At 38.4% G+C, this 25,254-nt stretch carries 25 protein-coding genes; 11 read left to right on the plus strand and 14 right to left on the minus strand.

Annotated elements, in window-relative coordinates; genetic code table 11:
- Together ACFFIP_RS05640 and ACFFIP_RS05645 are read right to left on the minus strand one after the other, a co-directional pair.
- The gene (locus ACFFIP_RS05640) at positions 1 to 366 is read right to left on the minus strand and encodes a BlaI/MecI/CopY family transcriptional regulator (protein ID WP_382386597.1); all 366 of its coding nucleotides are present in this window, start codon (positions 364 to 366) and stop codon (positions 1 to 3) included.
- A gap of 314 nt (positions 367 to 680) precedes the next feature.
- Positions 681 to 1,430, minus strand: coding sequence for an acyl-CoA desaturase (locus tag ACFFIP_RS05645; protein WP_382386598.1), 750 nt, complete (start codon positions 1,428 to 1,430; stop codon positions 681 to 683).
- Between the two features lie 160 nt (positions 1,431 to 1,590).
- Here ACFFIP_RS05645 and ACFFIP_RS05650 point away from each other — a divergent pair, with 160 nt between their 5' ends.
- Complete coding sequence (locus tag ACFFIP_RS05650) at positions 1,591 to 1,950, plus strand: phage holin family protein (RefSeq protein WP_382386599.1); 360 nt, start codon at positions 1,591 to 1,593, stop codon at positions 1,948 to 1,950.
- 17 nt (positions 1,951 to 1,967) lie between these two features.
- On the opposite strand, the gene ACFFIP_RS05655 is transcribed toward ACFFIP_RS05650, so the two are convergent.
- The gene (locus ACFFIP_RS05655) at positions 1,968 to 2,405 is read right to left on the minus strand and encodes an AlbA family DNA-binding domain-containing protein (protein WP_382386600.1); all 438 of its coding nucleotides are present in this window, start codon (positions 2,403 to 2,405) and stop codon (positions 1,968 to 1,970) included.
- 126 nt (positions 2,406 to 2,531) lie between these two features.
- Between ACFFIP_RS05655 and ACFFIP_RS05660 the strand changes: the two genes are divergently transcribed.
- From ACFFIP_RS05660 to ACFFIP_RS05685, 6 genes are all read left to right on the plus strand, one after another.
- The gene (locus ACFFIP_RS05660; RefSeq protein ID WP_382386601.1) at positions 2,532 to 3,098 is read left to right on the plus strand and encodes a hypothetical protein; all 567 of its coding nucleotides are present in this window, start codon (positions 2,532 to 2,534) and stop codon (positions 3,096 to 3,098) included.
- 66 nt (positions 3,099 to 3,164) lie between these two features.
- Positions 3,165 to 4,067, plus strand: coding sequence for a histone deacetylase family protein (locus tag ACFFIP_RS05665; protein WP_382386626.1), 903 nt, complete (start codon positions 3,165 to 3,167; stop codon positions 4,065 to 4,067).
- Between the two features lie 11 nt (positions 4,068 to 4,078).
- Positions 4,079 to 4,312, plus strand: coding sequence for a hypothetical protein (locus ACFFIP_RS05670; protein WP_382386602.1), 234 nt, complete (start codon positions 4,079 to 4,081; stop codon positions 4,310 to 4,312).
- A gap of 89 nt (positions 4,313 to 4,401) precedes the next feature.
- A complete protein-coding gene (locus ACFFIP_RS05675; protein WP_382386603.1) occupies positions 4,402 to 5,004 on the plus strand; it encodes an OmpH/Skp family outer membrane protein in 603 nt (200 codons plus the stop codon).
- Positions 5,005 to 5,108: 104 nt separating this feature from the next.
- The gene (locus tag ACFFIP_RS05680) at positions 5,109 to 6,080 is read left to right on the plus strand and encodes a deoxyhypusine synthase family protein (RefSeq protein ID WP_382386604.1); all 972 of its coding nucleotides are present in this window, start codon (positions 5,109 to 5,111) and stop codon (positions 6,078 to 6,080) included.
- Positions 6,081 to 6,112: 32 nt separating this feature from the next.
- On the plus strand, positions 6,113 to 7,849 hold the full coding sequence (locus ACFFIP_RS05685; protein ID WP_382386605.1) for an OmpA family protein: 1,737 nt from the start codon (positions 6,113 to 6,115) through the stop codon (positions 7,847 to 7,849).
- A gap of 102 nt (positions 7,850 to 7,951) precedes the next feature.
- Here the strand turns inward: ACFFIP_RS05685 and ACFFIP_RS05690 are convergent, their stop codons facing one another.
- Genes ACFFIP_RS05690 through ACFFIP_RS05700 form a run of 3 tightly spaced genes read right to left on the minus strand, consistent with a single transcriptional unit; the run spans position 7,952 to position 11,617 of the window.
- Positions 7,952 to 8,869, minus strand: a complete 918-nt coding sequence (locus ACFFIP_RS05690) for a carbohydrate kinase family protein (protein ID WP_382386606.1) — start codon at positions 8,867 to 8,869, stop codon at positions 7,952 to 7,954.
- 1 nt (position 8,870) lies between these two features.
- Positions 8,871 to 10,043, minus strand: a complete 1,173-nt coding sequence (locus ACFFIP_RS05695) for a glycoside hydrolase 100 family protein (RefSeq protein WP_382386607.1) — start codon at positions 10,041 to 10,043, stop codon at positions 8,871 to 8,873.
- Positions 10,028 to 11,617 (minus strand): sodium:solute symporter, encoded by a 1,590-nt coding sequence (locus ACFFIP_RS05700; RefSeq protein ID WP_382386608.1) that lies wholly within the window; start codon positions 11,615 to 11,617, stop codon positions 10,028 to 10,030. Before ACFFIP_RS05700 ends, ACFFIP_RS05695 begins: the two co-directional genes overlap by 16 nt.
- 221 nt (positions 11,618 to 11,838) lie before the next feature.
- Between ACFFIP_RS05700 and ACFFIP_RS05705 the strand changes: the two genes are divergently transcribed.
- Together ACFFIP_RS05705 and ACFFIP_RS05710 are read left to right on the plus strand one after the other, a co-directional pair.
- Complete coding sequence (locus ACFFIP_RS05705) at positions 11,839 to 12,876, plus strand: LacI family DNA-binding transcriptional regulator (RefSeq protein ID WP_382386609.1); 1,038 nt, start codon at positions 11,839 to 11,841, stop codon at positions 12,874 to 12,876.
- 422 nt (positions 12,877 to 13,298) lie between these two features.
- On the plus strand, positions 13,299 to 13,991 hold the full coding sequence (locus tag ACFFIP_RS05710) for a TrmH family RNA methyltransferase (RefSeq protein ID WP_382386610.1): 693 nt from the start codon (positions 13,299 to 13,301) through the stop codon (positions 13,989 to 13,991).
- Positions 13,992 to 14,047: 56 nt separating this feature from the next.
- Here ACFFIP_RS05710 and ACFFIP_RS05715 read toward each other — a convergent pair whose 3' ends face one another.
- The 4 genes from ACFFIP_RS05715 to ACFFIP_RS05730 all read right to left on the minus strand — a co-directional run bounded on the left by ACFFIP_RS05715 (position 14,048) and on the right by ACFFIP_RS05730 (position 18,901).
- A complete protein-coding gene (locus ACFFIP_RS05715; RefSeq protein ID WP_382386611.1) occupies positions 14,048 to 15,151 on the minus strand; it encodes a hypothetical protein in 1,104 nt (367 codons plus the stop codon).
- A 338-nt stretch (positions 15,152 to 15,489) separates the two neighbouring features.
- On the minus strand, positions 15,490 to 17,370 hold the full coding sequence (locus ACFFIP_RS05720; RefSeq protein WP_382386612.1) for a CocE/NonD family hydrolase: 1,881 nt from the start codon (positions 17,368 to 17,370) through the stop codon (positions 15,490 to 15,492).
- A gap of 212 nt (positions 17,371 to 17,582) precedes the next feature.
- On the minus strand, positions 17,583 to 18,197 hold the full coding sequence (locus ACFFIP_RS05725; protein ID WP_382386613.1) for a hypothetical protein: 615 nt from the start codon (positions 18,195 to 18,197) through the stop codon (positions 17,583 to 17,585).
- 56 nt (positions 18,198 to 18,253) lie between these two features.
- Complete coding sequence (locus ACFFIP_RS05730) at positions 18,254 to 18,901, minus strand: VLRF1 family release factor (RefSeq protein ID WP_382386614.1); 648 nt, start codon at positions 18,899 to 18,901, stop codon at positions 18,254 to 18,256.
- 136 nt (positions 18,902 to 19,037) lie between these two features.
- Between ACFFIP_RS05730 and ACFFIP_RS05735 the strand changes: the two genes are divergently transcribed.
- Both ACFFIP_RS05735 and ACFFIP_RS05740 read left to right on the plus strand, forming a co-directional pair.
- Positions 19,038 to 19,571, plus strand: coding sequence for a HEAT repeat domain-containing protein (locus tag ACFFIP_RS05735; protein ID WP_382386615.1), 534 nt, complete (start codon positions 19,038 to 19,040; stop codon positions 19,569 to 19,571).
- A 32-nt stretch (positions 19,572 to 19,603) separates the two neighbouring features.
- A complete protein-coding gene (locus tag ACFFIP_RS05740; protein ID WP_382386616.1) occupies positions 19,604 to 20,221 on the plus strand; it encodes a hypothetical protein in 618 nt (205 codons plus the stop codon).
- 31 nt (positions 20,222 to 20,252) lie between these two features.
- Here ACFFIP_RS05740 and ACFFIP_RS05745 read toward each other — a convergent pair whose 3' ends face one another.
- The 4 genes from ACFFIP_RS05745 to ACFFIP_RS05760 all read right to left on the minus strand — a co-directional run bounded on the left by ACFFIP_RS05745 (position 20,253) and on the right by ACFFIP_RS05760 (position 24,991).
- Entirely contained in the window at positions 20,253 to 20,528 is a 276-nt protein-coding gene (locus tag ACFFIP_RS05745; RefSeq protein ID WP_382386617.1) for an NAD(P)H-binding protein, read from the minus strand.
- Between the two features lie 181 nt (positions 20,529 to 20,709).
- Complete coding sequence (gene hrpB / locus ACFFIP_RS05750) at positions 20,710 to 23,205, minus strand: ATP-dependent helicase HrpB (protein ID WP_382386618.1); 2,496 nt, start codon at positions 23,203 to 23,205, stop codon at positions 20,710 to 20,712.
- 86 nt (positions 23,206 to 23,291) lie between these two features.
- Positions 23,292 to 23,807, minus strand: coding sequence for a DUF2911 domain-containing protein (locus ACFFIP_RS05755; RefSeq protein ID WP_382386619.1), 516 nt, complete (start codon positions 23,805 to 23,807; stop codon positions 23,292 to 23,294).
- Positions 23,808 to 23,842: 35 nt separating this feature from the next.
- Positions 23,843 to 24,991, minus strand: coding sequence for a Gfo/Idh/MocA family protein (locus ACFFIP_RS05760; protein WP_382386620.1), 1,149 nt, complete (start codon positions 24,989 to 24,991; stop codon positions 23,843 to 23,845).
- Positions 24,992 to 25,254: the final 263 nt, after the last annotated feature.

Here is a 25,254-nt window from a genome sequence, read left to right on the forward strand (position 1 = left end):
CTATTTTTTGATATCATCTTTTACCTCACTCATGATCTTATCAAGCTCTTTTAAGTCCAAGTTTTTATCCTTGGCGAAGAAAGAAGCCAATTTCGAGAATGAGCCACTAAAATAGCCTGAAAGAAGATTTTTGATGGAAAAGCTTCTGTACTCATCCTTGGAAACAATCGGGAAGTATTCATGTGACTTGCCATAAGCTTTGTGACTTACGAATCCCTTTCTTTCCAAAATACGCACAATGGTGGATACGGTGTTATAAGCCGGTTTAGGCTCAGACATTTTTTCCAAGATATCTTTGACGAAACCTTTCTCGATATCCCATAGGATCTGCATGATTTGCTCTTCTGCTCTTGTTAATTCTCTCATAATTGTGTTTAAGTTTGTTTACACATCCAAATTAGCTGTTTAGTTTGTTTTTTCCTAACATGAGAAATAAATCTTTCTATCGGTAACGGTAAAATTAGTAAAAATTTATTAGTTAACAAATTAATGCATTAGTAATTTTAAGGATTATTCAAAAATGTATGTTTCAAGAGGTTATAATTTGCGATAATTTTAAAAAAACATCAAATCAGGATATGGTGTGAAAAAATGAGTCTTAAGGAAAAAAATCCATCAAAAAAACAAAAAAAGCTGCCATCCAGAGAAAACAGCTTCTTTATTCAACAAATATTTTTTGTTTAACTTGTTCTTAACTTGATGATGCCTGTAGCATGCAATAATTTCACGATAGGATAGGTGGGATCAAATTCATACCATTTAACGGCAAAGTTAGGCCTGTTTGGTAGTTTGTGGTGATTGTTCTGGAACAATTCCCCTAGCATCAAAACGTCTAACAACAAGCTGTTTTTGGATTTGTCATTGTTGTCAAAGTTGGCATAGCCATATTTATGTCCACTCCAGTTAACAATTGCCCCATGAACGGGTCCCATCAGGAAATGAATCGGAAGTAAGAAATACATCCACCAGTGAGTACCGGCTAATTCAAATACCGAAATGCTGAGTACATAGATCAACACATATACAATACCCCAGCCCAAACGAATGGACATGGAATCCGCAAAGCGGTCAAATCTGTTCCAATCTGGCACATCTTTGGAAAACCTTTCTTCTGGCTTCAATTTGAAGGTAAAGTAATCATTGTAAATGTTTTTGGTTTTCCACATCATCGTAAAGAGATTTTCTGTATGATGGGGACTATGAGGGTCTTTAGGGGTGTCACTGTAGGCATGATGCATTCTGTGAAGAATTGCATAGGCTCTTGGGGATAAATAAGAACTTCCCTGCCAGATCCAGGTAAAGATGTAGAAAAATCTTTCCCAGAATTTATTCATATAGAACATTTGATGAGCTGCATATCTGTGAAGGAAGAAACTTTGGCAAAACAAAGAGAAATACCAATGCAGCAGAAAGAAGATAATTAAGATCACTCGGTAAATAAATTTGATGTTAAGACACAAAGATAAAGCCTTAAATCATAATTTTTAAATTACTCATGTAAAATTGACCTTGATTTTTGACCAAAATCATGAATTGAAATAATGAAACTATTCCGTTATATTTGAATAAGGACCTATAGAGCAAATTAATATGAGTAAAGACAATCAGGCAATGAATATTCTGATACAACTTCTGTTGGGAGGAATAGCCGTTTTCATCACCCAATATCTCCTTCCCGGAGTACATGTAGAAAGTTTTTGGACCGGAGTGGTGGTTGCTGCTTTGATAGCTTTGTTAAACTTGACCATAAAGCCAATTTTGATTGTGCTGACCATTCCCATTACCATCATTACGCTTGGTCTGTTTCTATTGGCCATCAATGCCATTTTAATCCTTTTGGCCGCACAAATTATTCCAGGCTTTACAGTGGATGGTTTTTGGTGGGCATTGTTATTTGGCCTGATTTTGGGCTTGGTCAATTCCTTGCTTGGTGTTTCCTTTGGGAGATAATTACACTGTCTTTCATGTCAATTGGTAGAAGTGGTAGGCAGGCTTTTATCTTTTACTCTTGTATAGGCCATTAGGGTTTGATCCGGATTGATAAAATAATGTTTCTCTTCGGATTTCGGGATATCAACAATTAAAATATAAATTTCGGTTTCTGATTTGGGATCATCAAGACCATTGGTTTCATATACGGTATTGGACATCTGAATGGGAGGGGAGCAATATTCTTTATTGGCTTTTTCGAGCATGAATATTTCTTCCTCCGGATCTATGCCTGTTAATTTTTTCTTATCTGAAATCCCAACGGCAATTTTTCCACCTTTTGTATTGGCAAATGCAATCAATGTTTTGGCAATTCTTGAAGATTTGTTGATACCTTGTTTAAAATCCAAAGTTTCATTTTCAGAAAGTTTTAGTAATTCTTTTAAATATTCATCATCATTTTTTATTTCCATCATTTTTTTTTAAGTTAATTGCTTATAAATTAATTACTTAAAGTTGAACAACTGACCGGATAGTAAATTTCAGCTTTTAAATTAACTGATTGTGTTGTATGTTGTCTTTGTAAACCCTAAACTTTTCTTATGAACATCTTAAATGAAGGTTTTAAACCAGAAACCATAGAGGCCTTAAAGAGTGAACTTTCTGCTTCCAAGCAACTATACAAGATAGTTCCTGGAGAAGAAAATTCAGATGAATTTGTCAATTTCTACTTTATTGGGATGTATGAAGGTAGGGAAGTAATATATGATGCTGCATTGTATACCCTAAGGCTGCATCATTCGTCTGAATTGTACGAAATTGCAGAACATGAAGCAGCCAAAAAGTTCCCCAATTTCAAAGGTATCCATTATGAAGAAGATGAGAATGGCAACTTGAAACCATTAAGCAGCGAAGAAGAGGAGATCGGTTGGTTCATAACAGAGATTATCATGGATATGGAAGAAGATGAAACCGTAAAAGTGCAGGAGTTTGTTGATATTGACACCAACCATGATTTTGGTATTGGGTTAGATGCTGCACTGAATGTGGAATATATAGATGACAAAGTTATCAGTAAGTTTGTCAAAGCATTCAACGATGATACTCTTAAACTCGACGATACGTTATACAGTTTTCAGTCTGAAGAAGAGGATGTGGATGATGAATAAAGTCATCAATAGCCGACTAACAAAAACACATTTCGCTTGTTAAATCAACAAGCGTTTTTTTATGACATGTTGAAAATTGCCTGGTCACCTAAGTATTGCCATCCTCTTCCAAAAGGACACAGATTTCCAATGGAAAAGTACAACCTTTTACCAGAACAGCTTCTTTATGAAGGGACGGTAAAAGAAGCTAATTTTTTTAATCCAGAGGTTTTGGCCGATAAATGGATTTTAAATACCCATGAACCGACTTATTTTAGCAAACTTAAAACCCTTTCTCTGAGCAAGTCAGAGATCAGGAAAACAGGTTTTCCGTTAAGTGAGGAATTGGTTGAAAGAGAGATTCATATTATGCATGGCTCTGTTCAGGCGGCTATTTTTGCGCTGGAATTTGGAGTAGCGATGAATATTGCGGGAGGTACGCACCATGCTTTTACAGACAGGGGAGAAGGTTTTTGTCTTTTGAACGACATTGCGATCACAGCTAATTACCTGTTAGAAAATCAACTTTCAAAAAAGATTCTTGTCATTGACCTTGATGTGCATCAGGGTAATGGTACTGCTGAAATTTTTCAGCAGGAAAATAGAGTATTTACTTTCAGTATGCATGGTGCTGCCAATTATCCAATGCATAAAGAAAAGTCCGATCTTGACATTGGACTTCCTGATAAGATAGATGATCAACAGTATTTAAAATTGTTGGATCAGCATCTTAAGCCACTTATTGATGATGTACAACCGGATTTCATCATATATCAATCAGGTGTGGATGTCCTGGCTTCTGATAAATTAGGCAGGCTTGGATTAAGCATTCAAGGCTGTAAGGAAAGAGACAGGAAAGTTTTGGAAGCAGCTAAAAAAAATCAAATACCGGTGATGTGCTGTATGGGAGGTGGATATTCTGAGAAAATTTCCCAAATTATAGAAGCTCATGCGAATACTTATCGTTTGGCGCAGGATTTATTCTTTTAATCATGATCAAAATGAAAGCATTGAAAAGAAAGTGGTTAACCTATGCAGTAGCAGGGATTTTGTTGATGGGTTTTGGGTTGAGTCTGCTTGGAGAGTCCACAATCATGAAATTTAGCGGTAAAGGATTCCTGTCCTGGTTTGGCTTAGGTACACTGGCTTTGTCATTTATTTTTGCTGGTTTGTCAATTTTTGGACAAGCGGTTGTGTACAAATCCATTTTAGACCGAGAGAAAAAACAGTATTAACGGATTTTAACATTTCGAAGTTGCCTTAAGATTTGTGGTTTCGATACTTTGTTTATATTTGCGCCTAGTTGAAATTTAAGTCAAGACACGTGAAAAAATTAGCAAAAGTATTGGGTTTTTTAGGCATCGCTGCCATTACCTTTTCATCCTGTAACCAGCAAGGACAAAGTGGCGCCGCCGCTTCCGATGCTGAAAGTTCCAATGAATTAAGTATTACCGATCTTAAAATCGCTTATGTTCTTACTGATTCAGTGATTTCAAAGTTTGATTTCTATAAAGAGAAATCAGAAGAAATCACCGAAAAGGGCAGAAAATACGAATCTGAACTGAGCAACAGGGCGAGAGGTTTCGAACAGGAAGTGGCCAATTTTGAGCAGACCGCTTCTTCAATGACCATGAATCAGGCAAGAGCCAAGCAAGAGGACTTGATGAAGAAAGAGAGAAATCTGGTAACATATAGAGACAACCTGATGCAGGAGCTTTCTGCAGATGAATCCAAACTCTACAGTGATGTTTATGATATGATACAGGAATATCTTACTTCCTATGCTGAAGAAAAAGATTTGGAAATGATCCTTTCCTACACAAGAGGTGGAGCTGTTTGGTATTCTAAAAAATCATTGGATGTAACCGATGAGGTTGTGGAAGGGTTGAATAAAAAATACGCTGCTTCCAAAGTAGAAAAGAAATAAGAATCAATCACCTTTGATCTTCTAAAAAGCCCCGATAATCCGGGGCTTTTTTCATGTTGGATTAATTGGTACTTTTGCACCTTGACAACTAAAAGACTATATCCATGAAAATCACTGAATTTTTAAAACATAATTTTCGACACTTCAATGCAGCAGCTTTGATAGATGCCGCTGAAGGTTATAAAACGCACCTGGATAATAATGGCAAAATGATGGTAACCCTTGCCGGTGCCATGTCCACAGCAGAATTGGGCATTTCATTGGCTGAAATGATCCGTCAAGATAAAGTTCAGATCATTACCTGTACCGGAGCAAACCTGGAGGAAGACGTTTTTAACTTGGTTGCACATAATTATTATGAAAGAATTCCAAATTATAGGGACCTTTCACCAGAACAGGAACAAGATTTGCTAGAACGTCATATGAATAGGGTGACGGATACCTGCATTCCAGAAATGGAAGCCATGAGAAGGATCGAAAATGTTATCCTGGAAGAATGGATGAGAGCAGACCAAGCCGGTGAAAGCTTTTTCCCGCATGAGTTTTTCTACAAAATTCTTCTTTCAGGAAAATTGGATGCTTCTTTCCAAATTGATCCTAAAAATTCCTGGTTGTTGGAAGCGGCAAAGAAAAACCTGCCAATCATCGTTCCGGGATGGGAAGACTCAACTTTGGGCAACATGTATGCAGGTCACGTGATCGCAGGTGATATCAAAAATGTGCATACCGTAAAAAGTGGTATCCAATATATGATGTTCCTAGCAGATTGGTATACCAAAAACGCCACTGAAGATAGTACAGTTGGTTTCTTCCAGATTGGAGGAGGTATAGCCGGTGATTTCCCTATTTGCGTGGTACCGATGTTGCATCAGGACCTTCAAAGGGATAATGTGCCTTTATGGGGTTATTTCTGTCAGATTTCTGACTCTACGACCTCTTATGGGTCTTATTCCGGAGCAGTTCCAAATGAAAAGATTACATGGGGTAAATTAGGTATCAAAACACCTAAATACATCATCGAATCTGATGCAACTATTGTAGCACCTTTGGTATTTGCAATAGTCTTGGATCAATAATAAAAATGCATCTAGAAAAAATATTTCCAAAATTGAAAGCAAGCAGTCCCTTACTGCTTGCTTTTTGTGTTTATTTCTCTGTATCTGCTCAGGAAAATGAGTCGATTAAAAACTTGAATTCACCCTATGATGAGCAGCACGCTGTGCTTTCGCCTTCCGGGGAATTATTTTTTAGTATTGGGTACCATCCTGAAAACACTGGTGGACCTGCTGATTTTGGAGATATTTATATGAGTGCCAAGGATTCCAAAGGAAATTGGTCAAAAGCAACAAGAGTTCCCGGTCTTTCAACCGCCGGTAATGATGTTGTGGTTGGTTTTCCAGATCCCGTTACAGTTTTTGTATACCATAGTGGAAGTGGCAAACCTCAGGGAATTCATCAATATGCAAAGTTTGGGAGTGACTGGAATTATGTCAGGCCTTTGCTGATGGGAAGTTTCAGAAATAATTCAAGTCATTTCAGCGCAAGGTTATCAGGAGATAGTATCATCATCATGTCCATGAACTCTTTCGGTTCTTTTGGAAATGAAGATATTTATATCAGTTTCAAACAGTCTGAGGGAATTTGGTCTTCTCCTGAGAACCTTGGGCCTACCATAAATACCTTTGCCCAGGAGCAGACTCCTTTTTTATCTAATGATCAGCAAACACTTTATTTTTCTACAAATGCCAATGCCAATGGAAAAGGAAAAAATATTTTCTATGCACAACGATTAAATGATTCTTGGAAGGATTGGACAAGTCCAAGACTTTTGGAAAATGTAAATTCCAGCGGATCCGATCTTGGCTATGCTCAGTTATTTCCTGAAGAAAACTTGGCCTTATTGACTTCAACAAAGAATTCAGATGGTTTCGCGGATTTTTTTCAGGTAAAATTTGAAGAAGCAGAGTCATTGATTATTGAGGAAGTGGCAGTGGTTGAAGAAGCAAAAGTTGAAATTGAAGAGAAGATCCAGGAAACCCAACTACAGGTTAATCTTGATTCTGTAACAAACAAAGCAGTGATAAACCCTCCGGTAATCAATCCTCCGGTAATCGTTCAGGATACAGTTATTAAGGAGATAGTGGTAGAGAATAAGGCCGTTGAATTGGTGAAAAGTGAAGCGGTACAAAAAGCCGTACCGGCAAATGTAGAGGAACCGATGGTGCAGCCCTTATTGGCCGAAGAAGACATCATAGCCATCAATGATGTTAAAGTACTGGAAGTTCAAACTCAAATTCCGGTTGGTTATCAATTGACATTGGCCAATGAAAAAGGTGTAACAAAGCAGGTGAGAGATGATGAATCTCTTCAGGATGCATTTAGGCAAGTCAGGTGGAGCAGTATTTTGGTATCTGCTCAAGGATATTTACCAACTTCTCTTACTGTCGCTGAGTGGAATAGTCTGGAAAATAATATCTTATATTTGGTTCCTGCCAAGTCTGGAGCTAGTCTCGTTTTAAATAATATTCAATTTGTCAGGGGAACGTCGGATTTTGAAGATGCTATTTCCATTCAGGTGCTCGATCAATTGGTTGCTTTTATGGAAAGCAATCCGGAAATCAAAATACGTCTGGAAGGCCACACTGACAATGCAGGTGATCCTGTTTTGAATAAAGAATTGTCCTTGAAAAGAGCTTCTAAAATAAGGGCTTATTTAACACTCAAAGGAATAAATTTTGAAAGAATCAGGATCTCGGGTTGGGGAGGAACAAGGCCTGTTGGGGACAATAATACTGAAGATGGAAGAGAACTGAACAGAAGGGTGGAAATGTATATAGAAAGATAAGTTTAGGGATATCCATTCAGTCTAAGCTTAAATTTAACCTGCCTAATTTTCGTTGAAATCCGGCAGGTTAATTTTTTTATGAAAGTCAGTTGGATCAAATTTTCACGCAAAAGTCACTTTTTCAGGTAAAGGCCCATCAATGGAAAGCTTCAATGCGGCCATTTTGGAGGCATTTTCAACACATTGCATCCAGTCTTTCCCATCTAACCAAGCTCCCAAAAAACCAGACCAATAGGCATCTCCGGCACCTGTAGCATCACCTTTTATTTTTACTTCTGTTGCAGGAATTTTCAGCTTTTCTCCATCCGAAGTCCATAATAAACTTCCTTCCTTTCCCAATGTGAAGCAAACCAAGCGTGCTCCCCAATCCAAAATTGTTTGTATGGCATCTTCATGGCTGATTTTCTTTATGAAAATCCTATCACAATCATCCTGGCTTAATTTCACAAATGGGGCCAAACTACAATATGATTGGATGACATGGAGTGCTTCAATGTGGTCCGGCCAAATACTTGGTGCATAATTGAGGTCTATGCTTAATTGAACATTATGTTCTAGAGCTCTCCTTGCCCCATCCATGATGGTTCTCTGTGCCGGCTGTTTACTCAAAGCAAAACATGTGGTATGGTAGAGTTTAGACTGATGAAGGACTTCATCGGAAATGTCTTCGGGAAAAATAAAATGGTCCGCTTCCCTGTAGGCTATAAAATCAGGAGTGCCGTGTGTTCTGGAAAGCAAAACCAATGAGGTGGGAAAATTCTCTCTCTCTTTAATTCCTGAGCTATTTAATCCCAACTTTTCCAATTCATGGATCAGGTATTGACCTATGCCATCTTTGCCCACACTTGCTATGAGATGTACATTTTTTCCCAATCGGGTCAGATTAGCACCCAAATTGGCAGGACTTCCACCTTGAAAACGTCTGAATGAGTGGGTTCTGAAAATCTCATCTCTCAATTCATGGCCTATGAGGTCCACAAGTAATTCTCCTATGACAATAATGTCTATGCTTTTCTTCATGTCAATCCAATAAATAAAATCCTTTACTCAGTGTGTTTTCTAATAAAAGTTGACCTGCAGCACTCCAGGTACATTGGGGGATCCCACAGGCCTTTCCGGTTATTCCATGGAAACATTCATTAAATTCCCATGAATTTTGACTGTTGAATGCAATGACTTTATCCAAAATTTCAGCAGCTTCAGCTTTACCCTTAAACAAGAACATCGCTATTCCCCAAAATCCATTAACCATTGGCCATATACCCCCATTGTGAAATTCATTCGGCTTATTTCTGAATTCAAACCTGAAATTCTGCTTCAATAATGCAAAATCCTGATCCTTTTCTTCAATGGTTGGATAGAACGCCGGTATGGCCCTTTCGAATTTTTCGAGAGTCCAATCCAGGTATTTTTCAGGATCCGGATGGGTATTGAAAATGGTCGCCAAAGAATTTCCCAAGGCATCAAAGTAATCTTGATAACCTGCAGGATGAAAAGAAGCCGGAAGGTAAGCTGTAGCCCCAGATTTTTTTAATAATGCTTTTTTGGCCTTTTGATGGATTCCAGATTCTCTCCAATCTTCATTTATATAGTAATTTTCATAAATAGCCAGTTTTACCGCATCAGATTTATTAATCCATTCCTGCCGCTCCAAGAGTTGCCCGGAAAGTCTTAAAGCGGCATATCTGAGTACCTGATCGTATAGCACATATCCATGGAGCACATATTCATCTGCCCAATCACCTGCTAGGGGAACATAAACCAAGTGCTTGCTATTATATTCCCAAGCATGGTAGAGTTCATGGATTTTTTCAATTTGACTTTCAAAGCTTTTCAGGAAATCTTTTTCACCGGTAAGTTTGACATAAAGACAGATACCTATGATCCACCATGCCCCAGTATCCGCTCGTCCTGCGAGCCCTCCATAGCTGATGGATTTTTCCGCCACATCCACATTTGAGGGCACAAGGCCTTGCGGGCTGATATGTCTTCCCAAAGTGCTAATGGTTTGGTGAAAAGTCTGTACAAGGTCAGCTTCTCTTGATGCCAGTGCGGCAAGACCTGTAATCATACCATCCCGTGTCCAAACCCTTTGGTAATTATCCTTTATAATTGCAGAGGCAAGAAATCCTTTCTCGTGGGATGCCTTCCGCAATAAGTTCAATGCTTGTTCATTTGCTATTTGTAAATCCATACAATGATGAAAGTCAAGATCAAAAGAAACACAGATAGAATACGGTAATTTTTATACCAAGGAAGCGCACTCAAACTGGCTGTTTCATCGGTATAGATCTTATTGTTCCAGGTGTATTCATTTATTTTTTCGGAAGAAGGAATGTCAGTAGACAAGCTGACCACAACATAGACCAATGTACATGCCAAAAACAGTAATGGGGCAGTATGCAAAAAATGCCACTGGGAAATACCAGCTTCCGGCATTGTCACCTTTAACATGATCAGGATAGCTGCTATAACAAAACCCGTTATCAAGCTGTAAAAGGCCCCATCTGCGTTTCCTCTTTTCCAAAACATGCCCCAAATAAAAACCACTACCACTGGAGGGGCGATTAGACCAACTACCATTTGAAGATATTTGAACAAGGAGTCGAACTTCTCAATTTGAGGGGTCCAGGCTGCTGCCAATAAGACCAAAATCACCGTCGCGAATTGCCCCACTTTCACTAACTGTTTGCTACTCAGACCCGGCCTGAGGTTTTTCACAAAATCCATTGTGATCAGGGTTGAGGCAGAATTCAAAGTGGCTGAAATACTCGAGGACATGGCCGCCAATAAGCCCGCCATCAAAAGACCTATCAAACCAGCCGGTAATAAGTTGAAGACCAGATGGGGAAATACTGTATCCGGGTTTTCCAATTCAGGATAAAGTACCCTGGCCATGGTTCCCGGAAACACCATAAAGAACAAAACTGGTAATTTTAATAGGCCGGCAAACAAAGCTCCCCATCTTCCATGGTTGAGGTCTTTTGCTGTCAGTACTCTTTGGACCATGAATTGATTATTTGCCCAGAAATAGAATCCTAACAAGGGGACTCCGAATATTAGTCCTGTCCAGGGCACAGATGGATCATCCATTGGCCTGATTAGGCTGATCATTTCAGGAGGAGTGGCGGCCTTGACATTTTCCCAACCACCTACCGCTTGATAGGTGACATAAGTGAGGATCAATGAACCTGCCAACAAGAGAATTGCCTGGATTACTTCAGTATGTACCACTGAAGATAATCCTCCAGGTATGGTATATGCAGCAGCTGCAAATGCCAAAATCATGATTATGACCGTCATGCTGATTTCTGGAAATACCAGTTTTAAAATCAAACTTCCTGCATAAAGTCCTGCAGCTGTTTCGATCATTACATTGCCTATTAAGGTGATGAAAGAGAAGTAATAGCGGCTTCTTCTGTCGTATCTTCTTTCTAAAAATTCAGGCATGGTAAATACACCTGATCGTAAATAAAACGGCAAAAAGAAAATACTGAAAAAGACCAGAATTACAGCAGCCATCCATTCGTAGTTATAAACCGAAATGCCGGTACTGTAGGCATCACCTGCCAAACCTATCAATGTTGTACTGGAGATGTTGGCAGCAAACAAAGAAATGCCCACAATTGGCCAGGTCATGCTTCTTCCTGCCAAAAAGTATTCTTCAGAACTCTGCCTTTTTGAATGATAAAGGCCATAAAAAATCATTCCTATCAGGTAGATTACCATGATGATCAGATCAAGGTTACTAATCAGGTCTTTATTCATGAGTTAGGTTAATTGGGATTCTTAGATACCATAAAATACCAAAGAACTAAAAGTAAAACTTTTCTGATATCTTAACCAAGCGTCAAAAAATTTCAAACGATTGCGCAATCCATTGCAAGCATGTTATTTAGAATAATTTTAATTTATTTTAAATCTTTTTCCTGTAATTTAGGAGTAGAAAGACTTAAGCCCAAGAGTAAACCAAAGCCATAAATATTCTTATGCCAGAAAAGAGGAAAATTACGCTGAAAGATATTGCAAGAGAATTGAACATATCTGTTTCAACGGCCTCACGGGCACTCAAGGAACATCCTGATATAGCCGATGAAACGATCCGCATCGTGAAAGCCTATGCCAAAGAGCATCACTATGTCCCGAATGTACTTGCGGTAAATTTTAGAAAAAACAGGACTTACAATATAGGTTTGATAGTGCCGGAATTGGTGCATCACTTTTTTTCAACCGTAATCTCAGGTGCGATAGATACAGCAAAGAAGCATGGTTATAATGTTTTAGTCAGTCAGTCCAATGATATTTTGGATGATGAGATCACTGCTTGCAGGACGATGTTGGCCAGCAGTGTGGACGGTTTGCTGATTTCTATTTCAAATGAAACTTTTGAGGGTGAGCATATCAAAGAATTTTTAGCAGAAGGGAAACCTGTTATTCAATTTGATAAAATTACGGATGAATTGGAGACTCCTAAAGTAACCGTGGATGATTTTGAAGGTGCCTATCAGGCGGTGAAGCATCTGATTGGGCAAGGATACTCAAAAATTGCCCATATCAGGGGTAGGAAGGAAGTGAAAAATGCAAATGAAAGGGCAGAAGGTTACCATAAAGCACTTGAGGACCATGGTTTAGAATATAGTTCCGATTGGGTAAAGGTATGTAATATGATCAATGAAGAGGAGGGGTACCAATTTGCCAGAGAATTAATGGAGAGCCCTAACCCTCCTGATGCGATCTTTTGTATTACAGATTTGGTCGCTTTGGGTGTTTTGAAATATCTGAAAGAAGCCGGTTTCCGTGTCCCCGATCAGGTAGGGGTTATGGGTTTTAGTAATTGGAAGCTTGCAGAAATTGTCAATCCCACCTTGAGTTCTATTGACCAACATGGTTATGAAATGGGCGTAAATGCTGCAAAAATGCTGATCCATAATATCAACAATCCGGAAAAAAGAGAAGAGGAAAACCTTATGCTGAAAACAAACCTGATCATTAGGGAATCTTCAAATCGAAAGAAATTTCAAAACTAAAGCTTTATAATGATTTAATAGTGAATATTTTGTTGCATTTTATGAGGAAAGTGAGGTCCAATTTCCTATCTTTGAAATACACATAACAGGTATGGAAACTTTCTTTTCATTGTTTTTGCTAACCTCGTTTTATGGGCTAATGATCTTGGCTTTATTTCCTGAAAAATACCTTAGGAAAATCAGTCATTTCAATCACCATAAGAATGTTCCTGAATATCTTAAGTTTTCTTTAAGCACTCCCATCTTTTTCTCTTTTTTAGTTGGTTACACTTTGGCTGCTACCATGTTGTATCTTTTTATTACTCCTTAAGTTAGTTGATTTAATATTTTGAATAATTTATTTTCCCTATCCACTCAGTGAATTTAGATAAAAAAATCGTTTTAATTTTTCTAAGTTTTATGCATTTGAGGTATAATTGGACATGAATTATACCAATGATGAGTTTCTGGAATATCTTGGAACCTATATTACTGATCATAAAAAAAGACTGATTGAGGAAGTTTTGGATAAAAGAACAAGGTATTTCACCGTTGTCCTGGAAAATATCTTCAAACCTCATAATGCTTCAGCAGTCATCAGAACAGCTGATTGTTTTGGGCTTCAGGATGTACATGTGATTGAAAAAACAAATCAATATAAAATCAATCCTTATGTTACCAGGGGAGCCTCTCAGTGGGTAGATGTTCATAAATATTACAATCCTGAAGGATCAGCTGTCAAAGCTTGTTTTACAGACTTAAGGTCAAAAGGTTATAAAATTTTTGCGACTAGCCCTAAACAGGATAGCATGCCGCTCAAAAATTTATTTCCAGACCAAAAAATTGCCCTGGTATTTGGGAATGAACATGAAGGAGTTAGTGATGAGGTAATTGCCGAAGCTGATGGCTTGGTGCATATTCCCATGTATGGATTTACTGAGAGTTTTAACATCTCAGTTTCAGCTTCTATTTTACTGTATGATTTGCACCAAAAAGCCCAACTTGGAAAGATTCAAAATTTCAATCTCTCGGATGACGAAAAATCCGAGTTAAGAAATAAATGGTATAGGGGATTAGTAAAAAATGTAGATATACTTGAAAGAACTTTTTTAAAAACAAAAGCATCCAATTATTGAGAATTGGATGCCTTTGGTTTTTAAATGAGGGTCATTTCTTGATTTTTCGGTAAAATTTAACGGACAAACTCCCAGCCTATATCAAGGGTAGGATCTGAACTCAACTCTTTTTCTGTCCAAAAATCCTCCTGATCTTTTAAAAAAAGTCCTCCATTTGTAGACACATAAAACTTTTCCTGAAAAAGTTCAACATCTTTTATCAAGAGGCCTTCCAAACCACTGTTTTCAAGTTCAACCAAACTGATTTCAGAAGTATCTCTGTAGTTTTTCAATTCATATAACTTATCCATCCCCACCCAAACGATAATTCTATCTCCAATCAGTCGAAATCTTAAATCAACATTAGCAGTTGCTATTTGGTTTAGAGTAAAAGGACTTCCGCTTGGAGAATAATAGAATCCACCTTCGTTGGAAACAAAAAGTTCACCTGATTCACTTGTTTGCAATCCAAAGATGACAAACCTGCGTAAGTCATTGAATAATGGTGAAACATTTCCGTTTTTTTCAATAAAAAAAGAAGGTTGAAGTCCAGCAATATTGGCAGAAGCAATCCAACCATCTTCAAATGGAAATACTGAAATAAGATCTTCCATGGAAAACCCTTCAATCTGGTAATCAATTGAAATTTTATTGATTACAGGTTCATTTCTATCTATTACCTGTCCATTTTCTCCCATTCCGTTCTCCCTAGCATTCAATTCAAGGATAAATACATTTTCTCTTTGGTTAGGATTTTCACTGTACCAGGGTTTCTCCCAAGCTGAGATTAGAAAATTTTCATTTAATGCAAAATTCGGAATTTCTGACCATCCCGGTTTCAACAAAAATTCTGTTGATAATTCCGGAATATTACGAGCGTTTAAAAAAACAGTGTTGCTTGAACTATAGTCAATATTTGGGATTATGATCAAAGATCTTCGATTACTTTCTACTCCAACAGTGAACTGTTCTGAAAAAACGTGCCCAAAACGCATATCAAACGAACGGAAAGCAAATTGATTCTGTCTTCCATCTTCATCAAAATATCCAGGATTATTGATATTGGAATAATATAGTCTATCATCAAATTTTCCAAATCGACCAACATCTGCTCTTCCCCAAACTAAATTTGATAAACGTTCAAATTTTACTAATTCCAATACAGGTTCTGTATCATCCATTTCTTTGTTACAAGAAAGAAGAAAAGTTGACAATACAATTAGGCACAATGTCCAAAAAGTACAGGATAGAATTTTACTGAGATTTTTCATAACGTTTAATCAATTTGATGTAGTTTTTCAATGCTGAGTTGGATTCAAAATTTTTCAGCATTTGAGATAAATAGACTTTTCCAGATTACCAGACTATTTATTGGTGAAATTCAATTATAAAAATAATTTAGTTATATAGCAAATAAAACAGAAATAAACTGTTGATTTGTTTAATAATAACTTGAATAAATCATAATTAAAAAAAAGCCCCAGATGATCTAGGGCTTTTGGGGAGTATAAATTTTTTTTTATTTTCTAATAACTGGCAAACTGATGCTGCTTGGATATTTATTGGAATGATGGATATTGTTAGTTGCGACCACACCTTCAGTTTCATCATAATTATTGCCACCGGTGTTCATATTCCTGTCAAATCTTGGGAAGTTGGAAGATGAGATTTCAATTCTGATCCTGTGACCTTTTTCAAAATAGTTGGAAGTGGACATTGGTGTCATATTGACTTCATATACTTTTCCGTTTTCCATAAACACCTCTTTTTCATACCCTTCTCTGTATCTTATTCTTTGGATAGTCTCATCCAAGTTATAAGCCCTTCCATCAGGATATACATCGATCAACTTGATCGTGAGATCGGTATCTTTCACATCAGAAGAGAGGAAGAGTTTTGCTTCAATAAAACCACTCACCTCAATGCCAGATTCCAAAGGTTCAGAGGTATAGACCAAGATGTCTTCTCTTAATTCCATCTCTTGTTGGTCAAATGAACCGCCCTGAACAGCATTTCCCGTACAGCAAACATTGCCTCCGTTGGAGTTTACAGGGTCCAGGGGATCATATTGGAAGGTGTCCGGATTGTCCTTGCCAGGTCTTCTGCTGACCAATTTGCCATCACCTAGACGTGAATTGGCATTTCCTTTACTGTCCAGGTAATAAGTGACCATCTGGGCTTCTTTAGGAGGCCAGGTATCTGATGTTTGCCATTTGTTGGAACCCATAGTATAATACCTTACCCTTGGCATTTTTTCTTTCATGCCGTTTTCCTCACCTTTTAACCAATAGTCAAACCAGCCATAGGTCAGTTCATTATAGTCCAGTCTTGCATCACCGACACTTCTTTCACCTACGATGGTATTTTCTGTTGCCCGGGTAAAAGCGCAATGAAGGGTAGGAGCGATGACCAGATATTGGTTGTCCCTTATTTTTGGATCTTTTGCATTTTCTCTGACATGGTTAAAAAGCTTCAAGTTGGGAGTAGAAGCCACATCATACCAGGATACAAACCAGAAGCTAGGCTTTTCAAATTCCATATCATCATGGAAAAGTCCGCCTTCATACCATTTAGGATCATTTGGTTTACGGGTAATCATTTCCTCATAAATTCCCTGTGGTCCATTGGCATTTTTGATGATGTCCTGTACTGGTAAATGTGCCAGTCCCTTAGCCCAGTCAACTCTTGGGTATCTTGGAGCCATGTCATAAAAACGCTGCAATCTCAGCAGATCCGCCTGCTCAATACCAACAGGAAGCTTTGGTGACAGAGGGTCATGTTGGGTGCTGTAGAGCCATGCTGTGAACAGCATTTGACCAGCTCCGCCTCTATACCAGTTACCCTGTTCGTAGAGATCACCTACTCTTCCCACCCCTGCGCCGTATCCCTGGGGAATCAAAGCAGTATGGGCAGGATGGTTGAGGGACGCGACTGCCATCTGCCATTCGGCAGTGGAAGAACAGCCGATGGTTCCGATTTTTCCATTGCTCCATGACTGATTGGACATCCATTCGAAAGCATCGTAACCATCAGTCAGTGGAACTCCTAAAATGTCCCATTCACCTTCTGAGAAAAATCTACCTCTTTCATTCTGAACTACATAGGCATATCCTCTCTGAACGGCCTCATAAGCAGTTTGCAGCGTTCTCGTCACCAATTCCCCATCTCTGTAGCTGTTGAAATTGTATGGGGTACGGGAGAAAATAATTGGTACAGGCTTATCTGTTTTTGGTCGGTAAATGTCTGTGGCCAACCGGACCCCATCTCTCATTGGCATCATGACCTTTTGGTCTACGATGGCAATTTCTTCTAATTGCTCAAGTATGCTTTTCTCCTGCGCCTGACTTAGTCCAGCGAAAAACAAGAAAAGGAGCAACAAAGGAAAATGTAATTTTTTCATAGCATGAGTTTAAATTCTTAACCGTAATAATTTAGGTCAAAAATTTCAAACTCTACCTATTTTTTATTCAAAAGGAAAAATTCAGAATATGTAAAACCTGAGATGTATTCAATTCAGTAATTTCTATTCTTGGAAATATTGAAAAAATTTAAATATTGATTATTGAGGCATCAATGAAACTCTTAAAATGAAAATTTATTGTGGTTTAAAATTTACTTATTGTTAAAATTAAAGGTATTCTTAAGTTTGTCTCCGAAAGGTTCCCGATTAGCTCTTTTCTTGGCCCTTGCTTTTTGCCTCCACCTTTTATCCTGTTCTCTTCCTTTTACCAATACCATTCTGGCAGAAATACCCACTTGCCCTCTGTAAAACTCATTTCTTCCTGCCAAATTGATGTTTGGTTTGTAATCCAAGGAAATCACAGTACTGGCCACAGTCATTTCGATTCCTGCTATCAGATCCATTCCTGTAGTAGCGTTTCCATAGGTATGCAGCACCTGTTTTGTCTCAGGATGTTTCAGCCAGCTTTCTTCCCAACCAGAAGAAAAACCTCCCCCATAATAATAATTAAAGCGCTTTGAAATAATGGGATGGTGTTTTTTACCCAAAATATGGATCGTTGTATTTTTATTGAAATCTGACTGAATAATTCCTTCGAGGGTAACTTGTTTAAAAATTCTCTGTTGCGCGGTTAATCCAACAGTCCTGCTAAAATCATTGCTTCCCAGCCTGATACCGACAGCAGATGCGTAACGCTGACCGTAAACTGCGGGGCTTGATAGTGAGGCAACTAAAATAAACAGTGGTATTATTAAAATTCGATTCATAAAATTTTCAAAAGATTACTCATTACCTCAATTTCTGTTCCAAATTTTAGTTGCTATTACCAGTCATCATTTTGAAAATCATCAGATTTTGTTTTTGACTCTTGTTCAATAAAATCCTGGAAAATCGCCAATCCACTTTCCTCCACCTTTACCTCATTTAGGTGCAATAGATTTTTGACATTTTTTAGACTTTCATACGTAGGTGAAGCGATGTGTTTGGGTATCCTGAACAACCTATGATCTTTTTTGTCGAATGCTGATGAGGTAGAACTTCCAAAAAAGTAGGGGAGAAGGGTTTGCGAACAACTAATTCCAATCAGGTCAATTCTATACCCGTCAAAGTAAGTGTTAACTCTTTGATTGATATCCTCGAAGAACTCAAGGGTTTCAGCTAGTCTTACTCTTGATCCGGCTCTGGATTTGCCTTTAGTTTTAAGGTATTTGATCTGACTTTTGCCTTGTTTTTTTCTGACCATATAAGACCTGAAAACTTTGTGGTCCACTATTTCTTCGTTTTCAACCAAAGCAACAGAAGCTAAACCGGACCTGATGAGAATCAAAACAAAATTTTTGAAATCTGAACTTTTTAATTCAGAAGCTCCAAGTTCAAAGTCCATTTGCATAGATAATCTGATGGACAGCAATTTGTCTTGTTCTTGTGTAGAAAAAATAATTTTTCTTTTCTTCGGTAAGTATTCAAGCATCAATTTCCTGTTTTTTAAATACTTAAAAAACTTTAATATCCAATCATCTTCAAATAATTGCTGCTTCATCAAACTTACCTTAAGATATTCTTTTTATGGTCTTATTTTTGCACGAAGATATAAACTCTTAAAGACCATGCAGCAAAAAATTCAGGACCTCTTTCGTAAAATGTGTGATAAAGATGAATCGGAAGCTTTCTTTTATGCCGATCAGCTTGCCAAAATCGGTACAGAAGAAGTGCTATCAAAATTATTGGAGCTTTTACGATCAGAGGATTTTGATGAGGCCTACCTTGCTGCAAGAGCATTGAGCAAAATGGGAGATAACCAAGTTGCCCTGGAACCTTTACTTGAAGTAATTCATTCTAAAAGCAATCAACATAGAAACGGTGCATTTGTCGAAATGCTGGAAGGTTTTGACCTGAGCAACAATTTTGTTGACTTATTCAGGATCTACCTATTTGGAAACTTCAAGGCCTCACTCCTGGCAAAAGAGTTATTGGATTCCGTTGAGTTTGACATTACTCCAAGAGTCTTGAAAAAGGCTGAAAAGCATTGGAAGCATTTTATCAACAATACCAATGCTGAATCGGATGACTTCATCCTAAAAAAGGATGAAGTAGAAACTATGTTGCAGGAAATGAGGGATTTATTTAATGAAAATCAGTAACTTTTACTTACCATTTGATGTTTAATACTTATATGCAATTTAAAGACGTCATATTGCTTCATGAGGATTTCTTAAATGACTTTGGATTCAGGTTAGATGGCCGTTCCCTTTATTATGTCAAAGAGATAACCTTAGGAAAGCAGATGTTATTTTTTCATCATACCCAATATGAGGAGGTTTCCTATTTAGAATATCATTTGGGAATAAGAAACGAAAAAGTTGAGAACATTGTCCATCGCTTTTTACCTTCCCTTGGTGATTACAAAGAGAGAAGCATAACCTTAGTGACAACTTTGGATAGCATTGACAGTAAATTGCCGAGAAGGTTTTTGGTGGATAATGACCAGGAAATCAATGAAGTAATCCGTGGTGTTGAAAAGTTTTTAGTCTCTAAAGGTTTCGGATACCTTGATGCTTTGTCCAGTGGTGAATCTTTGGAAAGATTTTTCAATAGTGACATTGATACCCCTATACCCACACAAAATTTTACTTATAGGTCAGCGAGAGGGGCTACCTTGGCCAAACTCTATAATCCTAAAGTGTATGAAGATGTTAAAAATAAATACTTGACCATGCTTCATGAAAAACAAGTAACTCCATTTACGCTTGCAAGTTTTATCAACCTGCTTGATTACCTGGAGCACATTTGATTCGTCCTTTTTGTCAACTATACTTGAGCCTTTATCCGATTCTCTTTTTCAGATAAGAATAGTGATTTTTGGACCATGCTCTTGCCAAGGCTGCAACATGAAAAACCTTCTCACATCCCTCCATGGCAACCTTAATCGAATCTGAATCCAAAATGTCTCCAACAAAAATGCTGATGTTGGGGTGAACAAGTTGTGGGCTCTTGGCTTTGTTTCTGACCAAAATATGTATTTCTTCGCCACCTTCGGCCAGTTTCATTGTAAGTCTTTGACCCAAATAACCTGTTGCTCCTGATATAAAAGTCTTCATTTAATTTTCAATTGAAATTCCAGTATAAAATTTCATTATAAAAATAGCGAAAACCTAAAAACAAACTCAATATTGCAAAAATCTATATCCCTTGGTCTTTTTGGATCTATAATCACTAAATCCCAAAATCTTGAGGTGAAAAACTCACAAACTAATCAAAACAATATGCTACAAGGTTTCATCAAGGCTTAAAATCATTTTTTTTTGGTACTCCTTTTATAGCTTTTGCCTGAAAAGGATCCTCAGGCCAAGAATGCTTTGGATACCTTCTTTTTAACTCTTTCTTTACCTCATGATAAGTATTTGTCCAAAAGCTTCTCAGGTCTCCCGTTACCTGTACGGGTTTGTATCCGGGCGAAAGCAGATGCAACAGCAAGGGGACTTTGCCATTGTTTACGGTCGGACCTGATAATAACCCAAACAGCTCTTGTAACCTAACAGAGAGTATTGGTTGCTCTCCATCAGGACGGTATTCTATTTTGATGGAACTTCCGCTGGGGACTTGTGTTTTTTCTGGTGCAAGCTCATTGAGCAAAAGCTGTTGCTCATAACTCAAAGCATGGAAAAGGATATTGTGAAGATCCAGTTTTCTGAGATCCTCATTTTTCCTGACATTCTCCAAATAAGGTAACAGCCAGCTTTTGGCATCTTTCAATAAATTTTCAAGAGTCCAATCAGGCCAAGCTTGGTCTGGGTTCCAAATTCTTAAAGAATTTACCCTATTAATAATTTGAAGTACCGATTCTGAAAAATCCAACAATCCCTCTCCATGCTCAGCCACCGCTTTCAACACTGCCTGCTTTCTTTCCTCTGAAGAAACCTTTTCAAGAGGGCTTGACTTTAGGATAATGTTACCAATTGAAAGGTTATTCGTAGCTATTAATCCTCCTTTTTTCGGCTCCCAAATGATCACTTTCCGTTCTTTGACCATAGGTAAAAGATCCTTGGGGTTAATAGGGGAAGCTAGGAATATTTTTCCAACGCCTTCACGTGCATCGATATGGGATATGGCCAGCCAGGATTCGTGAGCCAAATCATCCTGATGGCTGATCATGGCAATTTTCCCATTGGCCAGTTGGAATTGGGCGTTATTTCCTGGCCTCGAACTTGCGACCCTTTCAGGATAGGCATAAGCTAGTAATAAGCCTGTTTCATAAGGGTCTACAGGATTATTACTGGCTTCAATACCGAATAGTCTTCGGTATTGGCTCGCAATTTTTTCCACTTTATTATAACCTTTGACAGATAACTGCTCCTTCCTTATTCTTCTAAGGGCTTCAATCCTGAGATTGATATCCACACCATTTTCTGAAGTCATAGGATCTCTTTCTTCTAAGAGGGCAGCAATATCAATAGCCAAAGAAATTTTGCCCATCTCTTCTGCCAAGACCAACATATGAGCAATTCTTGGATGTGCCGGAATCCTATGGATTTTTTTGCCATGCGCTGTGATCTTCCCATCTTCAATGGCATTGATTTGCTCTAAAATTTCCATGGCCTGAGCAACAGCTCCAGCTGGTGGGGGAGACAACCAGGCCATTTTTTGAAAATCCTCAATACCCCATTGGATCAGATCTAAAACCAGAAAAGCCAAATCAGCTACCAGAATTTCAGGAGTACGGAAATCATCCAAATATTGATGACTGGCAATGGACCACATCCGGTAACAAGTGCCTGGACCTAATCTTCCTGCACGACCAGCCCTCTGGTCTGCTGCGTCTTTGGAAATTTTGATGGTTTCAAGCCTGCTCAAACCAGACCGTGGGTTGAATTTAGAAGTTCTGCCATATCCGCTGTCCACGACAACAGTAATACCTTCTATAGTCAAGCTTGTCTCTGCAATGGAAGTCGCTAAAACTACTTTTCTTTTTCCTTTTTTGTTGGGTAGAATGGCCTGAATCTGAGCCGTCGGGGATAATTGCCCATAAAGCGGATGGATAGAAAAATCAGGAAGGCTTTTTCTCAAAAGTGTCTCCGTCCTTTTGATTTCACCTTGACCTGGCAGAAAAACCAAAATATCCCCGGTATGTTTTTTTGCTGCTTCTGACACAGTTTTGGCAGCCATTTCAGACATCATCATCATGTCAAAATCTCCGGTATATTGAACCTCTACCGCATACATTCTGCCTTTACTGCTAACCGATGGTGCATTTAGTAACTTTGTGAGTTCTGGCATATCCAAAGTGGCAGACATGACCAAAATACGAAGATCTGGTCTAAGGACTTCCTGTGCCTCCCTGCAAAGTGCCATGGCGAGGTCTGCATGGATATTGCGCTCGTGAAATTCATCAAAAATCACCATACCCACTTCTTCTAAGGCATTGTCCTGATGCAACATCCTGGTCAGAATTCCCTCTGTCAGCACTTCTAGTCTTGTGCTGGTTGAAACCTGATTATCAAACCTGATCCTGTAACCAACAGTTTCCCCAACTTTCTCACCTAAAAGATCTGCCATTCTCAGTGCAATTGACCTTGCAGCCAATCTCCTTGGTTCAAGCATCAGAATTTTTTTCCCTTTTAAAAATGGTTCATTTAAAAGAGCCAAAGGTAATACTGTACTTTTCCCTGCTCCTGGAGGAGCATTGACAATTAAGGTGTTGGAAGAAGAAAGCTGCTTGCTTACAGTGGATAAAATATCCACTATGGGTAATTCAACAGTTGAGGGATCGAAATTCAAGGTGGTCTAATTTTCAGGCAAAAGTAAAAAAAAATACCACTGCATGGCTAATGCTATGCAGTGGTACATTGATGATTTAGCGGAAACTACTCCACTTTAGCTGATGCACGTCCGTATTCCCAACGAACTTCAAATCCATCAGGTTTTACTTCATACACCAATCTTTCCTCAAAAGAAGAGCCTTGTCCGGAAGATACCTTTACCCTAAGCGCATCCTGACTTTCATCGTAGGAATAGGAACCCCATTGCTTAGCCACTTTATTGAAAATGAATGTTGATTCATATTCTCCTGGGATAATAAAGAAACTGTATTTTCCAGCAGGAAGCGTTTGGCCTTGAATTTTGATATCCTTGGTGGTTTCAAAAGTTGTGGCATCATTGGCACCTGCTCTCCATACCTGGCCTAACGGAACCAGATCACCCCAAATGGTCCTTCCTTTTACTGCAGGACTGCTATACTGAATGGTGATTTTTGCACCATTGATTTCTCCCTCAGCAGTGCGTGCAGGACTGGGTTTCTCATCCTGTGCCTGAGCCAATAGGCTTACCATCAGGAAAATACCGGCCAATAGGCCTAGTTTTTTGAAAACTGTTTTTTTCATGGTTATTCTGAATTTATTAATTGGGTTATGTTATCCTAAATTTTTACCCAAGCCTGTTTTCTGTGACTTTCAATGATTCTTTCACAGATGACAAGTTCTCTTAAGCCGTCTTCGAAAGTTGGGAAAGTGGGATTTTCTGGTTGTTTTCCTTCCCTTACTGAAGCATATACTTCTTTGAACATTTGCTTAGAAGTATCAGGGAAACCTTCAATATGCCCTCCCGGAAAGCTGATCAATCCGGCAGCTTCTCTTGTGAACAAGGAAGGATCTTTCATTAAATGCTGATTTGCTGTTTCTCTTTTACCGATCCAAAGCTCATTAGGTCTTTCTGAGCACCATTCGAAATTGGATTTAGAACCAGCAATTTCAATGTTCAACCTGTTCTTTCTTCCTGCATTCACCTGGGAAACGGTTACGGAGCCTTTGTTGCCATTGTCAAACCTCAGCATAACCGTAGCATGGTCTTCGGTATTGATAGGCACCTCTTCATAATCAGACTCCTGTAGCATTTTGCCAGAATAGGTTTCAATGGCTTTTAGGGGCTTCAATCTTGTTTTATGAACGGTTGAAAAATCAGCCATGACTTCCGTGACTTTCAGACCGGTAACATATTCGGTCAAATCCAATAAATGCGAGCCGATATCTGCAATAGCCCTGGAATCTCCTGATTTGTCCGGTTCCAACCTCCAGTTGTAGTCCGTATTTAAGAAAAGCCAATCCTGAAGATAGGATCCCATGATACTATATACTTCACCCAACTCTCCATTTTCCCTCATATTTTTCATTTGCCGTACCATAGGATAATAACGCAAATTAAAGTGAACAGCGTTGACCAAGCCTTTTTCCTTTGCTATGGCAACCAATTCTTCTGCTTCTTCAATTTTTGTGGCCAGTGGTTTTTCACAGATCACATGCTTTCCAGCCAATAAAGCTGCTTTGGATTGGGAATAATGCAGGAAATTGGGGGTACAGATATGCACGACATCAATCTCTGGATTCTGAAGCATGTCTTCAAAAGTATAGGCATGTGGAATTCCTAATAATTCGGCTTTTTCCCTAGCCAGTTCAATATTGACTTCACAGAGGGCTACAACTTCTATATTGGGTATTCTTCGCAGTGCTTCAAGGTGGGCAGGACCTATAAATCCAGTCCCAACGATTGCTGATTTGATTTTTTTACTCATAGGTTTATTGGTTTGATCAAATTTTTAATGATTAAAGATAGGTTCAAGAATCCGAATTTAAAAAATTGAAAAAATAAAAATACAACTTCTCAGAACAATGCAAAAGCGCTCAACAATGGCAAGATGGCTGGAAAAATAAAAGGGGCTGTCCGAAAAGGGCAGCCTTTTTTATGCTGCAATTTTTTGATTTTGAAAATCTAAAGTCATGATTGGGGATTTTTGATTAGATTTTTTCCTTGACACGTATAATACTGGTCGACTAA

It is taken from the genome of Fontibacter flavus, assembly GCF_042432905.1.
GTDB lineage: Bacteria > Bacteroidota > Bacteroidia > Cytophagales > Cyclobacteriaceae > Fontibacter > Fontibacter flavus.

Bases quoted from the DNA above. Each gene is read 5' to 3' on its own strand.
- ACFFIP_RS05745 (WP_382386617.1), bottom strand. From the start codon at position 20,528: ATGAAGACTTTTATATCAGGAGCAACAGGTTATTTGGGTCAAAGACTT.
- ACFFIP_RS05705 (WP_382386609.1), top strand. From the start codon at position 11,839: ATGCCAGAAAAGAGGAAAATTACGCTGAAAGATATTGCAAGAGAATTG.
- ACFFIP_RS05650 (WP_382386599.1), top strand. From the start codon at position 1,591: ATGAGTAAAGACAATCAGGCAATGAATATTCTGATACAACTTCTGTTG.
- ACFFIP_RS05680 (WP_382386604.1), top strand. From the start codon at position 5,109: ATGAAAATCACTGAATTTTTAAAACATAATTTTCGACACTTCAATGCA.
- ACFFIP_RS05725 (WP_382386613.1), bottom strand. From the start codon at position 18,197: ATGAATCGAATTTTAATAATACCACTGTTTATTTTAGTTGCCTCACTA.
- ACFFIP_RS05700 (WP_382386608.1), bottom strand. From the start codon at position 11,617: ATGAATAAAGACCTGATTAGTAACCTTGATCTGATCATCATGGTAATC.
- ACFFIP_RS05720 (WP_382386612.1), bottom strand. From the start codon at position 17,370: ATGAAAAAATTACATTTTCCTTTGTTGCTCCTTTTCTTGTTTTTCGCT.
- ACFFIP_RS05755 (WP_382386619.1), bottom strand. From the start codon at position 23,807: ATGAAAAAAACAGTTTTCAAAAAACTAGGCCTATTGGCCGGTATTTTC.
- ACFFIP_RS05715 (WP_382386611.1), bottom strand. From the start codon at position 15,151: ATGGATGATACAGAACCTGTATTGGAATTAGTAAAATTTGAACGTTTA.
- ACFFIP_RS05670 (WP_382386602.1), top strand. From the start codon at position 4,079: ATGAAAGCATTGAAAAGAAAGTGGTTAACCTATGCAGTAGCAGGGATT.
- ACFFIP_RS05710 (WP_382386610.1), top strand. From the start codon at position 13,299: ATGAATTATACCAATGATGAGTTTCTGGAATATCTTGGAACCTATATT.
- ACFFIP_RS05695 (WP_382386607.1), bottom strand. From the start codon at position 10,043: ATGGATTTACAAATAGCAAATGAACAAGCATTGAACTTATTGCGGAAG.
- ACFFIP_RS05660 (WP_382386601.1), top strand. From the start codon at position 2,532: ATGAACATCTTAAATGAAGGTTTTAAACCAGAAACCATAGAGGCCTTA.
- ACFFIP_RS05730 (WP_382386614.1), bottom strand. From the start codon at position 18,901: ATGCTTGAATACTTACCGAAGAAAAGAAAAATTATTTTTTCTACACAA.
- ACFFIP_RS05665 (WP_382386626.1), top strand. From the start codon at position 3,165: ATGTTGAAAATTGCCTGGTCACCTAAGTATTGCCATCCTCTTCCAAAA.
- ACFFIP_RS05690 (WP_382386606.1), bottom strand. From the start codon at position 8,869: ATGAAGAAAAGCATAGACATTATTGTCATAGGAGAATTACTTGTGGAC.
- ACFFIP_RS05735 (WP_382386615.1), top strand. From the start codon at position 19,038: ATGCAGCAAAAAATTCAGGACCTCTTTCGTAAAATGTGTGATAAAGAT.
- ACFFIP_RS05740 (WP_382386616.1), top strand. From the start codon at position 19,604: ATGCAATTTAAAGACGTCATATTGCTTCATGAGGATTTCTTAAATGAC.
- ACFFIP_RS05655 (WP_382386600.1), bottom strand. From the start codon at position 2,405: ATGATGGAAATAAAAAATGATGATGAATATTTAAAAGAATTACTAAAA.
- ACFFIP_RS05640 (WP_382386597.1), bottom strand. From the start codon at position 366: ATGAGAGAATTAACAAGAGCAGAAGAGCAAATCATGCAGATCCTATGG.
- ACFFIP_RS05760 (WP_382386620.1), bottom strand. From the start codon at position 24,991: ATGAGTAAAAAAATCAAATCAGCAATCGTTGGGACTGGATTTATAGGT.